11 protein-coding genes are annotated in these 15,201 nt (G+C 36.7%); 9 read left to right on the forward strand and 2 right to left on the reverse strand.

Annotated features, from left to right (window positions below; all coding sequences use genetic code 11):
• The first annotated feature begins 4 nt into the window (after positions 1–4).
• The 8 genes from NJT12_RS06280 to NJT12_RS06315 all read left to right on the forward strand — a co-directional run bounded on the left by NJT12_RS06280 (position 5) and on the right by NJT12_RS06315 (position 6,540).
• Positions 5–619, forward strand: coding sequence for a hypothetical protein (locus NJT12_RS06280; RefSeq protein ID WP_271335034.1), 615 nt, complete (start codon positions 5–7; stop codon positions 617–619).
• 12 nt (positions 620–631) lie between these two features.
• Positions 632–1,267 (forward strand): TerB family tellurite resistance protein, encoded by a 636-nt coding sequence (locus NJT12_RS06285; RefSeq protein WP_271335035.1) that lies wholly within the window; start codon positions 632–634, stop codon positions 1,265–1,267.
• 11 nt (positions 1,268–1,278) lie between these two features.
• Complete coding sequence (gene traJ / locus NJT12_RS06290; RefSeq protein ID WP_271335036.1) at positions 1,279–2,478, forward strand: conjugative transposon protein TraJ; 1,200 nt, start codon at positions 1,279–1,281, stop codon at positions 2,476–2,478.
• A 30-nt stretch (positions 2,479–2,508) separates the two neighbouring features.
• Entirely contained in the window at positions 2,509–3,117 is a 609-nt protein-coding gene (gene traK / locus NJT12_RS06295; RefSeq protein ID WP_271335037.1) for a conjugative transposon protein TraK, read from the forward strand.
• Between the two features lie 80 nt (positions 3,118–3,197).
• Positions 3,198–3,518, forward strand: a complete 321-nt coding sequence (locus NJT12_RS06300; protein ID WP_271335038.1) for a hypothetical protein — start codon at positions 3,198–3,200, stop codon at positions 3,516–3,518.
• A gap of 55 nt (positions 3,519–3,573) precedes the next feature.
• Complete coding sequence (gene traM, locus NJT12_RS06305) at positions 3,574–4,866, forward strand: conjugative transposon protein TraM (protein ID WP_271335039.1); 1,293 nt, start codon at positions 3,574–3,576, stop codon at positions 4,864–4,866.
• A 17-nt stretch (positions 4,867–4,883) separates the two neighbouring features.
• On the forward strand, positions 4,884–5,705 hold the full coding sequence (traN, locus tag NJT12_RS06310) for a conjugative transposon protein TraN (RefSeq protein ID WP_271335040.1): 822 nt from the start codon (positions 4,884–4,886) through the stop codon (positions 5,703–5,705).
• A gap of 37 nt (positions 5,706–5,742) precedes the next feature.
• A complete protein-coding gene (locus NJT12_RS06315; protein ID WP_271335041.1) occupies positions 5,743–6,540 on the forward strand; it encodes a hypothetical protein in 798 nt (265 codons plus the stop codon).
• 1,134 nt (positions 6,541–7,674) lie between these two features.
• Here the strand turns inward: NJT12_RS06315 and NJT12_RS06325 are convergent.
• Positions 7,675–8,799: a glycoside hydrolase family 88/105 protein gene (locus tag NJT12_RS06325; protein ID WP_271335042.1), complete on the reverse strand. Its 1,125-nt coding sequence runs from the start codon at positions 8,797–8,799 to the stop codon at positions 7,675–7,677.
• A 22-nt stretch (positions 8,800–8,821) separates the two neighbouring features.
• A complete protein-coding gene (locus tag NJT12_RS06330) occupies positions 8,822–11,620 on the reverse strand; it encodes a glycosyl hydrolase (RefSeq protein ID WP_271335043.1) in 2,799 nt (932 codons plus the stop codon).
• Positions 11,621–12,053: 433 nt separating this feature from the next.
• Here NJT12_RS06330 and NJT12_RS06335 point away from each other — a divergent pair, with 433 nt between their 5' ends.
• Positions 12,054–15,197: a SusC/RagA family TonB-linked outer membrane protein gene (locus NJT12_RS06335; RefSeq protein WP_271335044.1), complete on the forward strand. Its 3,144-nt coding sequence runs from the start codon at positions 12,054–12,056 to the stop codon at positions 15,195–15,197.
• The last annotated feature ends 4 nt before the right edge of the window (positions 15,198–15,201 follow it).

Raw genomic sequence — 15,201 nt, forward strand, 5'->3', positions numbered from 1 at the left:
AAAAATGAAAAAGATCTTATTAGTACTCTGCATTATGGTATTTTTTTTACACGATATTCAGGGCCAGGCCAAGCAAAGAAAGACGTTACTACTGCAAATAGCCGCACTACAGACTTACATTGGTTATGCTAAAAAAGGATATACTGTAGCTAAAAACGGGCTTAATTTTATAGGGGATGTAAAGAAAGGGGAACTCAATTTTCATGAAGATTATTTTAGCTCTCTTAAAAAAGTGAATCCAAAAGTGGGACACTATCTAAAAGTGGCCAGTATTATTTCCCTGCAGCTTAAAATTATAAAGATTCATAAAAAGACTCTTGAGAATATTGCTAAGGATGATTTGTTTCATGGAGATGAGCTGGATTACATAGAGAAAACTTTTGGACATTTAATAGACAACTGCAATGATACCCTGCAGGAGGTTTTGGTTATTTCAACTGATAATAAACTTGAAATGAGAGATAGTAGACGAATAGAGCGGATCCAAGGGCTTTATAAAACGATGCTGGAGGATTATTTGTTCTGCGAGAATTTCACACAAGAGATCTCCCTTATGTCCCTTTCAAGATCTAGAGAGAAAAATGATAGGAACCAAAGCCGGATTTTACTTGGCTTGTAAAAAAATAGAATCATGAAAAAGGTAGTATTCATTTTTGTAATGTTCTGGCTCGTATGCGCGCCTTTTAAAACTTACGGGCAGTCCGAGGAAATCCAGCAGCTGGTTTTAAATATTGAGAAACTCTCACAGTTCAAAAAGATTTTAAGTGATATGAAAAAAGGCTATGATATTTTAAATGGTGGCTATAAAGTGGTTAAAGACTTATCGAAGGGAAATTTTTCGCTTCATAAAACTTTCCTTGATGCCCTTTTGCAGGTAAGTCCCCTAGTTAAGAGTTATAAGAGGGTGGGGGATATTATAAACTATCAGATACTGCTTATAAAGGAGAGTAAAACGGCTGTTAATCGTTTTAATAAAAGCGGGAGTTTTACCCGTGAGGAAATTAATTATTTTGAAAAAGTATATTTTAATCTCACCAGGGAAAGTCTTAGAAATCTCGATGAGCTCACGATGATTTTGACGCCTGAGACACTGCGAATGTCCGATGATGAAAGATTAGAGGCCATTGATAAAATATATTTGGATATGCAGCAAAAAGTGCTATTTCTCCGGGATTTTAACGCCTCTTCTGGGGTCCTTTTATTGCAGCGTGTAAAGGAGCAAAATGATGTAAGGATAGCGCGTTACAATTATCAAATTAAAAATTAATTCTTGTACATATGCTAAATCTAGATAAAACAATGGGCGCTGCAGTGGTATTGCTCTTTGCACCTATTTCAACTATGGGGCAAGGGGCTGCAGGGGAGATTCAAAGTCTTCACGGGGTACTGGAACAACTCTATGATGAGATGATGCCCCTTTGCAGCAATCTTATTGCAGTAGGGCAGGGTATAGCCGGATTTGCAACCCTTTGGTATATAGCCCTTCGAGTTTGGCGCCATATTGCCAACGCGGAGCCTATTGATTTTTACCCGCTTTTCCGGCCCTTTGTAATTGGTTTTTGCATCATGATTTTCCCTTCTGTACTTTATTTAATTAATGGAGTTATGAAACCCACTGTTATGGCCACAGGGGCTATGGTGCAAGGATCCAACAAAGCAATTGAAGTTCTTTTGAAAGAGAAAGAAAAAGCGGTAAAAGAAAGTGACCCTTGGAAAATGTATGTAGGGGTTACAGGGGCTGGTGATCGAAAAGAGTGGTATAAGTATACTCATGGTGATTCTGATCTGGAAAAAGAGAATATACTTTCCAGTATCGGCAATGATGTGAAATTTGCAATGGAGAAAGCCTCGTATAGTTTTAGAAATTCTGTAAAAGAATGGGTGAGCGAGGTGCTGAGAATTCTCTTTGAGGCCTCTTCACTTTGTATCGATACGCTGAGAACCTTTCAATTGGTTGTGCTTTCCATACTGGGACCTTTGGTTTTTGGAATCTCTGTTTTTGATGGATTCCAGCATACCCTCACGGTATGGCTCGCGCGGTATCTCAATGTTTATTTATGGCTGCCTGTTGCCAATATTTTTGGAAGTATCATCGGTAAAATCCAGGAGCAGATGCTAAAACTAGACGTAGTGCAAATCAACACATCAGGAGATACCTTTTTTAGCCGGACCGATATGGGATATTTAATTTTTATGATCATCGGTATAGTGGGGTATTTTACAGTACCCTCTGTGGCCAACTATATTGTGCATGCAGCCGGGGGAGATGCACTGGGACAAAGGGTGACGAGCATCTTTACAAACTCGAGCTCTTCGGTGATAACAAGAACAGCCGCTGGAGCTGGAATGATAATGGATGCCATGGGAAATCCTTCGGGGAAAATGTCTCAGAGCATGGCCAGCTCTTCGGGTACCTCTGACTATTTTCAGGATAAGCAAAGTTATATGGGCGAGATGCTCAAGGGAAATTTAAAATAATTTAAATAAAGAGCCAATATGTTTAGCAAAATGAGAAATATAGACACAGCCTTTGGCCATGTAAGGAGTTTTACCATGCTGGTGATTCTGGTCAGCACCATTATCTGCTGTTATACGCTTTATAAAAGTTTTACATCAATTACCCTTATGCAGGACAAGGTTTATATTTTGGTAAATGGCAAAGCGCTGGAGGCGTACTCCTCGGATAGAAAAGATAATGTACCTGTGGAGGCCAGGGATCATGTAAAAACTTTTCATGGGTTTTTCTTTACCCTGGACCCTGATGATAAAGTAATTAAAACCAATATAACCAAAGCGCTTTATCTGGCCGATGATACGGCCAAAAGGGTGTATGATAATTTAAAAGAGAATGGGTATTACTCGGGTATTATATCGGGGAATATCAGCCAGAGAATTTCAATTGACAGCATCACTATTGATACCAATCAATATCCCTATGATTTTAAATGTTATGCAAAGCAAAATATTATAAGAACTACCAGTATTTTAAATAGAAACCTGATCACTGAGGGCACCCTTAGAAATGTATCAAGAAGTGATAATAACCCGCATGGGTTTTTAATTGAAAGATGGAATACTATTGAAAATAAGGATTTAGGAGTGGAAAACAGAAAATGATGCGCGCTTTATTTAAAAACAAGCAGATCCCAATAAGTCCGAGGTATTATCTGCTGGTAAGGGATAAATGGGCAAAAAAAATGAGCGCATTAACTTTGAATTTATCAAAAAAGGTCCTTGTATTTTATCTGATTCTCTTTGTCCTGGTTTACGCAGGTATAAGTCTTTATACTGTATATGATGCTTTGTGGAATAAAGAGCCTAAGGGGCGAAGGGCGAGAATTGCTCCTGATCATTTAACTGAGATAAAAGCTTCACTGTGTACAAGTAATCAACCCGTGTTATCTAAAACTGAATTTGAAAACGCAGTGCGGTTTAGTATTTATCTGGACAGTATTAAAAAATCCAGGGAACAAGAAAAAAGCTTTGAGAGCCTGCATGAGAAAAGAGCGGGCCATTAAGACATTTTCTAGGTGCTGAGAAATATAAAAAAAAAGAATTTTAAAAAATAAATCCATGGAAAACAAAACAATTAGTTCCAAAGAATCTAAACACCGCAAAATGCTACTGGTGTTGCCAATTATAACACTTCCATTTCTAACGATGATATTCTGGATATTAGGTGGGGGAAAAGGCAGCGCAAGTGAGATTGCCACAGAGCAAAAAAGAGGATTTAATGTAACGCTTCCTAATGCGAGATTTAAGCAAGACGCTGAGCTGGATAAGATGAGTTATTATGAGAAGGCTACAATTGACTCTTTAAAGCTTGAGGAACAGATTAAAAAAGATCCCAATTATTCAAGGCCAGTATTCTCTGAGGATCCCGGGTCAGTTTCAGGGGAATTAGAAACTGATCCGAGAATTTTTCCAAAAACAAGAACGGCTTTAAATACAGGTTCTCTTAAAGGGGAGAGCGAACAAAGGATGTATCAAAAATTAGAAGCGCTTCAAAAAGTAATTCAAGCGCCGGTAAAAAAAATAGACAATCAGAAGGATATGAGAGAATTTGAATACAGTAATTCTTCACGAGATGCCTTAGAGCAGATAAAAGGGGTGCAAGAGATGATATCTTCTATAAATGCGCCCTCTGAGCCAGATCCCGAACTGCGCCAACTAGGAGCAATGCTGGAGAATATTCTGGACATTCAGCACCCTGAGCGTGTGCAGGAAAAACTAAGACAGATTTCAAAAAGCCAAAAAGGGAAAGTGTTTGCAGTGAGTAAAAAAACACAAGAAGAGCCAGTTTACTCACTCGTGCAAACAAACACAAGTGGACCAGGGATCCCAAATTCTAATTCTTTTTACTCTTTAGACCAGGACCCTTTAGATAACCAGGCGCAAAACACACTCGAGGCGGTGGTGCATCAGACGCAGTCTGTTGTAAATGGTTCGGTAGTAAAACTCAGATTAACCACAGATGTTTTTATTAATGGAATCCTTATTCCCAGAAATAGTTTTGTTTTTGGAATTGCTTCTTTAAAAGGGGAGAGACTCGAGGTTAAGATAAAGACAATAAAATTTAATACCTCGATATTTCCTGTGGAACTCTCTGTTTATGATATGGATGGAATTGATGGAATTTTTATTCCCGGAGCCATAAATAGGAATGTTGCAAAAGCGTCCGCAGACAGATCCCTGCAGGGTCTGGGCATTGAGGGATTGAATGATTCGTGGACAGGACAAGCGGCAACGCTTGGTGTTCAGGCTGCTAGGAGTCTGATGAGTAAAAAGGTAAAACTAATTAAGGTGGTTCTAAAAGCAGGCTATCAGGTTCTGCTTTATGATCAGAAAGAAAAAAATGCCAAATAACACTTAAATATTCGAAGATGAAAAATAGTAAATTATGGTTGAGTATTGGGATTTCTATAGTTGCAATTTCAGTATCTGCTCAACAAGATTTTAATAGTGAGGTGAATAATATCAATTTGAGTTATTCTAAGACTACAAGTATTGTATTTCCCTACGCCATTAAAAGTGTAGACAAAGGAAGTGCTGAGATTCTGGTTCAAAAGGCAAAAGGAGTAGAGAATATTCTATTTTTAAAAGCAGGCAGGCAGAATTTTGCCCAGACTAACCTGACTGTTGTTACCGCAGATGGTAAAGTCTACGGTTTTATTTTAAATTTTGATCAGCTGTGCCCCACTTTGCACTTAAAGGCTGAACTTGTTTCGAATTTTAATACAGAGGCGCTTTTTTCTTCAGAGAATGAAAACCAGAAACAGATAAGGCATTACGCCGAGCTGGCTTTATCCAAAATAAAAAAAGTGTCTGGACTCCATTCAAATAAGTTTTCTGTAGACCTTAGGGTAAACGGTATATTCATACACCATGATATGATGTACTTCAGAGTGCGGCTTGCAAACAATTCAAGAATCAATTATGATCTGGACCAGTTGCGCTTTTTTATCAGAGATCAAAATAAATCAAAACGAACCGCTGTGCAGGAACTGGAAATAGTGCCGGTTTTTTGCTCTTCTGTGCTCTCTACAATCAAAGATCATTCAGAAATAACTTTAGTTTTTGCAATACCCAAGTTCACTATTGCAGAGAGAAAACTCCTCAGCGTGGAGCTAACCGAGAAAAACGCAGGCAGACATCTTGAATTAAATATCAAAAACACTGATCTGATGAATTTGGAAATATTATAAAATTTATAATCACATACTAATTTTAAAATCTAATATCATGAACGAGAAAAATTTTGAGTACTTAAGCGATCAGCTTAAATACACCGGATTTGGAGAAGCTTTGCAAATAGAGTTAAAAGAGAAAATGAAACAACAAGAGCCCTCCTTCATATTATATCATGAAACCTATCATGAGGATCGTGTGGCCAGAGCTACTCTTACTTTTAACAAGGCAAAGGATAGCGATATGTATTTTTTTAATTCCTATAGGGTTGAACTTCAAAAAGAGAATATTACAGATGCCTTGGAACATACCTTTTATATGGGTAAGGGAAGTAATATTACCATGAAAGAATCCTACAACCTTTTAATGGGAAGAGCAGTCAATAAAGACCTTACAAATAAAGAAGGTGCGTCTTATAATGCCTGGGTCTTGATAGACTTCAAACAAGGGGATGAGAATGGTTTTAAATTAAAGCAATACCATCAAAATTATGGTTATGATCTTCTTGAAACCCTAGGTAAATATCCTATAAAGGAACTCGAAAACGAGACTTTTCAGAAGGATCTTATCCGCTCACTTCAAAGAGGGAACCTGCAAGAGGTTACTTTTTTAAAAGAAGACAAACACATTAAATTATTTATAGAGGCTAACCCGCAATTCAAGACCATAGGTATTTATGATGATAACATGAAAAAAATGGACAATCGAAATTATAAGGATGTCAAACAAATCGAGGTTGTTTATGAACAGGTCGGTGAGACTAAAAAAAAAATTGAGCATCATGAGAACAATCAAAATGAATTACCCAAGCAAACCAGTAATAGAAGACAAAAACGCTCCAATTCTCTTTGATAAGGAGACAATTTTAAAATCGTTTTCTTTTTTTTTCTCAGCAATAGAGAAAGATTACCGTATCAGTAGTACTCATTTAGGAATATTCTCAGCGCTTTTACGCTATAGCATCTTGCAAGGGTTTGCCAATCCAATTAGGGCTTTTAGCTATCAAATTATGCCACTGGCGAAGATATCTGCCTCCGGGACCTATCACAAACACATTCGCGAGCTTAGCCAATATGGGTATATAAAATACGAGCCTTCCTTTAAGAACAATAAACCCAGCCGTATTTATTTTATAACCCATTAAAAAAGAGCTCAGCTACTGGCTTGAAAATAATCCGTAGTAAAATGCAGCTTTCAACCTTAAGGTTTTACTACGGATTTAAGTCTTATTCTACTGTTTTAATGGCTTAATGTGCATATGGATATTGGGTGATAGGAGTAATTTTGATTGATGTTTTCTAGGCGTTTTTATTTAGTAAAATAAGAGCGAATTCTTAAAGCGAATGTTTCAAAATACCACAATGCTAATTGTATGACTAACACTAATTTTTTCTTAGAGTTTGAATTGAACTTATCAGAAATACGAAAGCTTAATAAGATGTATTTTAAAGGTTTATACCATAAGAGAATTCTGTTTGTTTTGAGCGCTTTATTGCTAGGAGGTGTTTTTTTTGATTTTTTTAATTCAGACAACGATTTAACCCACTGGATTATTAGGACTTTTTTTGTTGTTGCGTGTTTTTTATTTTTTCAGTATTTGATTGTAAATGCAGCTTGCAGCTTGATATTTTATTTTGTCAACAAATTGCTAGAATTTGAAGGCTTTGTAAATAGGTATAAATTCAGATTTACCAGTTCTTTTATCTGTATTGATTCCCCTCTTGGAGCCTTTACTTATAAATGGTGCTATATAGAAAAGGCAATTTTAACAAAAGACTTTTTCTTTCTCTATTTTAAGGACAAAAATGGATATATCGTTTCAATTTCAAATAAATATAAAAACAGAAAAATAGATGAATTAGTTGTTTTTCTTCAAAACAATGTAACGCCTGTCATTAAAGTATAATTCGTTAAATTAGAATATGACCCCACTGCCATATTCTAATTTTTTTTCTTCACCATAATAAAATATAGCTTAATCTATAACTATTTCATCTTATAGATTTCTGAACCTGCCAGTAAAAAGCAGCCTAATCCATAATCTTCAAAGTCAGGAATTTTATCATACGATAAAGGCTGACCATCTTTCGGTTCTTTTCCTGTGGATTGCAAATAACCTAAAAAACCATTTGTATGCAGACTCTCCGTAGTCATTGCATTCCACGCCTTTTGTATTACAGGCAAATAAGTTTCTTTTTTCAAAATTCCACTGTTTATTCCATAGGCCATTCCGTAAACAAATAAAGCCGTTCCTGAAGTTTCTTTCTCTCCGTAATTTGTAGGATCATGTAGACTCACATTCCAAAAACCATCGGCTCTTTGAATGGGAAGCAAAGCTGCTGCCATCGCTTTTAAATCTTTTACATATTGCGCCCTGTGTGGCGCATTCTCCGGAATAATAGTAAGCACTTTTGCCAGTGCGGCAATTACCCAGCCATTGCCCCGGCTCCAGTAGCAATCTTCTCCATTTGGTTCTTTATACGGAGGATCAAAATCAGCATCACGCCACCAAAGGCCATCTTTAGGATTAAAAAGCCCGTGATCCCCATGTTTATTTCTCGAGTACAGATACATTTCATACATTTTCTCGAAATAGCGATTGTCTTTTTCCAGAACGCCCAATTTTGCAAAAACAGGCATACCCATTTGTATAGCATCAATCCAGGACCAATCATCGAGCTGAGGCGTACTTAAAAGCATATTGATATTCGCTTTTGTATTTTTTAACTTTTTAGGGTCCGGTTCTAAATTGTATAAATCGATATAGGTTTGGGCCGCGCAATAATTGTCGGCATTCCGGGTCGTATTGCCGCCATTAAAACCCCATTTATGAAATTCTGACCACCCATATGCATAATTATAATAAGCTTCTTTAGGAAAAATTTCGTGCAATGACATGAGTCCTTCATAATAAACACCACGAGTCCAGATATTGCTCGGACGCTCTTTATTTGTGATGATTGTTTTGCCCGTCTCAGGCCATTTTTGCATAAAATAATCATTGGCAAGCACCATTTGTTTCAGGACCAATTTTTTGTCAAAAGGCTCTTGTGCATTTGTTATGTTAGTATAAGAAAGGCATATAGCGAAAAATAAAAGTAATTTACTCATTTTAATACTCGTTATTTAATAATTAGTTTTGTTCTTTTAATGGCGTAATGGTAACAGGACCTAACAATCCCGAAGGAGTAGGATTCCATTTTGTGGCATCAAATTTTTTATAATCTTTATCAACCATATTTATTTCGTAGAAAATTTTCCATTCCTGACCTTTTCGTTCCATATCCCTGATCCTGTTAGCAGAAAGATTAGTCACCTGAACTTTTAAAGTGTTTTTTCCTGTTTTCAATTTTTTAAGATTCAATTGATAAGGAACAGACCAGGCAGTACCAATATATTGGTCATTTATCCAGACTTTTGCACTCTCACGAACATCTCCCAGATTCAGGTTCCAAAAGGCTGCTTTGTGATTTGGATTCTCAAAATCTAAAGTATAAGTAGCTGTTCCCGAAAAAGCTTCTGCCTCAGGACTCAATTTTGTCCAGGATTCTAAATAGGATACCGTAGTGCTTGCCGGTAATTGTGGTCCGCCTTTGTCAAAAGTTATTTTCCAGTTTCCTTTTAAAGTAATTGCATTGCCGGTTGACTCGTAATAAATCCATTTTTTTTGAGATATTGTATTTTCTGTTTTTAGAAAATAAGATTGCCCCGGTTCAATTTTGAGTTTAACCTCTGTAGTATTAGCTTTTTTATTGACAATAGCATTCCCGTATGCCCTGGTCAACGGATCGAAAATAACAACTTCTTTATTGCCAATCTGAAGTGGAATAAAAGTATCGATTGTTTTTGGAGTATGGTTCACTAGGTAATAAATCTTCTCACCATCGATCGTTCTTCTGATATATTTTAGCCCCGTATCAACAAGTGCTTCGGGATATATCTGAGCATTTTCTAAGGTTTTAAAGAGATCTGAAGTTGGTTTTAACTGTTCTTTATTTGCTGACAAGAGATTCTGTAGCTGTTCTTCTTGTTTTTTATAATCATTAAATCCCGGAACCGATTCCGGCAAACCCTCAAAAACAATCGAAGCACCTGCTTTTTTGAGTTCGATTAGCTTTTGCAAAGTTCCAAGTGGCATCTTTTTGCAGGAAGGAACAATGAGCGATTTAAAACTTCCTCCGGGTAAAATGATTTTTCCGTTTATGACTTTGGCCTCCGATATAAAATTGTCAGATATAAAATCAACACCATATCCTTTTTTGATTAAACTTTTAGTAGTGTCGTAAAAGGAAGTCTCGTACAACCACTCAGATAAAGAATGTATTTTGAACTGAAAGAATAAATCTCCTTTTTGATATTTATCCCAGGTATCAAAAATGGGCCAGTAAAGCAAGATTTCATTATCAGATTTTCCTTGTTGCAATAACGACTGACAGTTGGCTATGTATGAAAAAAGAGCAGGGGCATCTTCCCAAATACTATTATTTGCATTAAAATTTACAGAAGCATAAAATTGCCATCCCGGCCATGCCGCGCGCGTTGGCGAGTAAGTAGAACCATGCAGAAAAACATGATTTACACCATTGAGCATCAAATCTTCGACTTCTGGTTTACATTGCGATAAAGCGGTTTTAAAATGTTCCCTAAGCCAGGTAAAAGTCTCCGATGAAACCAGATTTTTTCCCGCGATATGAGCGGCAGAGGATGAGAATTTGAGCATTACAGGATCAGCATCGCCTTCTCGAATATCTTGTTTCTCTCGTCTGAAACCCGGAATATCAAATGGCATTGAACCAAAAGTTTCACACTCCGGAATATCTGCAGATGCATATAAATCGATTAGATTTCCAGGAGAGCCATGCGCCTGAAGTTTAGTCTTAAAGTTTTTAGAATGCGCCCACTTTGTCCATGACTCATCAAATTTATGCAGTAATAAATCCCCAATAGTTTGCCTGTAATCACTTCTTATGCGGTTGCCAATCTCATTGTCTGTTTCATTGAGTAAAACAGGCAATTGCTTTTTTAAATCATAGCCCCTTAATGTTTTAAATTCTTCAAAAAAATTAGGCGTAAAATCAGTTCCGTATACTTCAAAACTATCATTAAAAATAGCACGAATTTTTCCTTCACGTCCTTTAAAAACGGTATTGAACGGAACCACATAAGCATTGAAAGCTTCCTTTGAATAATGATCTAAAGTATATCCTTTTCCTCCCGGAGCAGCTCTTTTTACCTGTTGTCCGGTTTTACCGCTAAATACGGCGTATATTGTGTAATCTGTTTTAGTAGCTTTCCAGTTCAGTTTATCGGGTTCTGACAGATTGGGTAAGGCAACAGGAGTACCTTCAAGTCCTTTATCTTTCGAATTAGTTTTGTTCTTTTTTAGCTGATCTGTTAGGTCAATATATTTGCCATCGCTTCCGTACGCTACAACATACAAAAGCTGCGCCGGTATTTTTTCTTTACTGCTGTCAATTGTAATGTTTTTATTGAAAGTTTCATTTTTCTTAAGTACATATTTTTGTACAATTAATTTGGTTGCTGCATAAGGCAAAGTCACCTGAGAACCTCCGTATGGCCATCCTGTTCCTAAAACCATATCGACCTGCATGTGAAGACTGTCCGCAACATGAATTGTATAATCCAGCATTTCCATCCATTTTGGAGACAGATAATCTATAAAATTATTCTCTTCGCCTTTTACGCCATATATGGGCGTTATCTCCACACCGCCAATTCCCGCCTTATCAAAATCGATCAGGCTTTTCTTCAGGTTAGGTTTGTCAACCGCGCTTCCCATCCACCACCAACGAGTCCAGGGCTTATTGATGCTTTCCAATTCCGGCCATGGAGAAACGGTTTGCTGCGCAAAAGAACTAAACACGCAGCAAAACAATAATGTAATAAAGAGGTTTAATCTGGTTGGTTTCATTATTTATTCAAAGGTTTAGTTAATATAATTGTACAGATAAAAAAAACGGAAACATTGTTAGTTTTTATTTGTTGCAACAAAGTAAAAGTAGCTGTAGTGTATCAAAATGCTATCCTGTAGCATCCTGTTTTTATTAATTATATTAAAAAATTAATTATTTATAAAATACGGGTATTCCTTTGTGAATTCTTATTTATTGTTTTAAATAAATAAGAAATACTGAAAAATATTTTAATAAAATTTTGGATATGATATTTTTGTATTTCGCAATTAATTAAAGATTGTAAATCAGGCAGTTGAACTGTTTTCGTGTTAAAATAAACATAAAAATAAATATAATCTGCTGAAATATAACAGGATACTACAGGATACTGCGGGAACTACTTCTGGATAAATTTGGAATAACTATTAAACTAACCAAATTTTAACTTTTATGAAAAACAAGCTGAATCTTTTGCTGATTATGGCCTTCTTTGCATTACTACATGCATCGGGTTATGCGCAAGAAAAAACAGTTACAGGAACAGTAACTGATCCGTCTAAACTCTCAATACCGGGAGTCAATGTCATTGTTAAAGGAACAAATCGCGGAACGAGTACTGATTTTGACGGAAAATTTAGTATCAAGGCTTCTGAGGGAGAAACTTTAATTTTTTCTTTCATAGGATTTATTAAAAAAGAAGTAAAAATAGGTGCCACAAACACTTATAGTATTTCTTTAGATGCAGAGAGTTCAAACCTGAATGAAGTTGTTGTAATTGGATACGGAACTCAAAAGAAAAAACTAACGACAGGAGCTATTTCAGGAATTAAAACAGAAAATTTTACAGAAAGACCAATCTCAAGAATTGACCAGGGATTAATTGGGCAGGTTGCCGGTGTTCGTGTAAAACAAACTTCAGGTTTACCGGGCCAGCCCTTTAGTATCGAAATAAGGGGAGCAGGATCTATTACTGCCGGAAATGAGCCTTTATACGTAGTAGATGGATTCCCTATTTATACAGAAGGTTCAAACAGTAATGGCGGATTCTCCAGCGGTAGTCCACTTGATAATATGAACCCAAATGATGTAGAATCTATAGAAGTCTTAAAAGATGCGGCGGCAGCGTCTATCTACGGATCCAGAGCATCAAACGGAGTAGTTTTAATTACAACAAAAAAAGGAAAAAAGGGAAAACCAAAATTTACTTTTAATACTTATGGTGGTGTAAACAAGGAAGCCAACAGAGTCGATATGTTATCTTCTCAAGGGTGGATCGACAGGGCTAAAACCATGATTGATTCACAATGGGTAGGATCAGGGATAGCGGGCGCTTCGGCAAGCCAGAATACTCAAGAGCGAATTGCGGCTTATAATGCAAAAAATCCAACAGCGCCACTTAACACGGCCAATAGCAGATATTATACGTATTTGTACGATGACAGATGGGATATTCCTGGACATCCGGGCTTGGATTATATCGACTGGCAGGATAAAGTTTTCCGTACAGGAGAATTCAATAATTATCAATTATCAGCTTCAGGAGCTACAGATGTTGTCAATTACTATGTTTCTGCCAATTATCAGAAAAATACAGGATACATTATTGGGACTGATTATACCCTGTTTTCTGCCAGAGCAAATGTTGATGTAAAATTATCAGAAAGCTTTAAAATGGGAATCAATATTGCGCCATCTTATTCTATAAAGAATGATCCGGGAGTAGAAGGAAAAGACAATACACTTTTTAAAGCACTTACCGCTACACCAGTTTTTGAAAGTGCCTCTAACGCGGCAGGAGAAAAATATACCACCAGATATATGTGGGGAAGCAGCACAACCAATATGCTCAATGCACTAGCAAAAACGGGAAAAAACTCGATGTACAGAACTTTGATTTCGACTTATGCCACTTATGGGTTTGCTAAAGGATTTACCTGGAAGAGTACACTAAACTTTGATAACTCAGATAATACAACCGAAAGTTATACCCCAAATGATGTTCAGGCTAGTATCAGAGGAGGGTATAACACCTATAGAAGACAAAATTTAGTAAATGAAAACACTTTAAATTACGATAAATCAATAGGAAACCATAATATTAATTTGCTTTTAGGACAATCCTTTAGTTCCTATGAAATTATGAGGTCAACGTTGTCTTCCGGAGCACTTTATAACAGCTCGACTGTTGAAACATTGCCAACAGGATCATTAGGTTCTACTAATGCTGAAAAAAGTACACTACTTTCTTATTTTGCAAGATTGCAATACAACTACAAAGAAAAATACATAGTATCTGCAAGTGTTAGACGTGATGGTTCTTCAAAATTTGGATCAGACAGACAATGGGGAGTTTTTCCTTCTCTTTCCCTGGGATGGAGAATAAAGCAAGAAGAGTTTATGCAAAATGTAGACTGGCTTAGCGATTTAAAACTTAGGGCGAGTACAGGTATTAACGGAAGTAACAATATTGGCAGTTATGCTTCTTTTGCAACCCTGGCAACTTACAATTATTCGATTGGTGGTGCAGCAGCAATAGGACAGGGAGCAGGATCAATACCAAATCCTTCCTTGCACTGGGAAGAATCACGAAGTGTTGATTTAGGATTGGATTTTGGTGTGATTAAAAACAGACTCTCAGGAACATTTGAGGTTTATAGAAAAACGAACAGCGAATTACTTTTAAGAGTGCCTATTGTGGGGGCTACCGGATTTACAAGTTATCTGACCAATGTAGGTGAGGTACAAAACCAAGGGTGGGAATTTGAATTGAGCTCTTTAAATGTAAAGACTCCAAGTTTTGAATGGAGAACATCAGCCAATATCAGCCACAACGAAAATAAAGTTTTGGCCTTGGGTCCAGATCAATCTAAAATTGAAATTAGTAATGCTTACGACGGAGGAGTTCCTTTTATAAAATTAGAAGTTGGAAAACCAATGTACACCATCTTCGGACTCAAACAAAACGGTGTAGTTACCCAGGCTGATATTGATACAGGAGGAACCACAATTGGAGGTAATAAATTGGTTTTAGGAGATCCAAGATACATTGACCAGAATGGCGATAAAAAAATCAATTCAGATGACCGTGTAGATTTAGGAAATCCAACGCCTAAATATACCTGGGGAATCACCAATACTTTCAAGTATAAAGATATTGATCTGAATATTTTGGTTCAGGGACAAAACGGAGGAACAGTTTACGGATTAACAGGACGTGCTATTGACAGAACCGGAATGGGATCTGTAGAGAATTCACTAAATGTAGATCCTTCAGTAAGAGGAAACTGGAGAACTTCTTTTGGCTATCAGGCCAATTCAGATTGGTTGTATAAATCAGATTACGTGAGTATAAGAAACATTACAATTGGATATAACTTAAAGCAAGCAATTAAAGGATTGAGTAGGATTGATAATATGAGATTGTATGTAACAGGAGAAAATTGGTTCTACTGGAACAAGTATAAAGTTGGTTTTAATCCGGAAGCCGTCAATACATCGGCAAGTTCAAACAGTGATTTTTCTGTGCCGGTAGATTATGGAGGAGCGCCTTTGGCAAAATCTTTAGTAATAGGACTTAACATTAATTTTAATTAAAATA

The sequence above is a fragment of the Flavobacterium azizsancarii genome, from assembly GCF_027980145.1.
Taxonomy (GTDB): Bacteria; Bacteroidota; Bacteroidia; order Flavobacteriales; family Flavobacteriaceae; genus Flavobacterium; species Flavobacterium azizsancarii.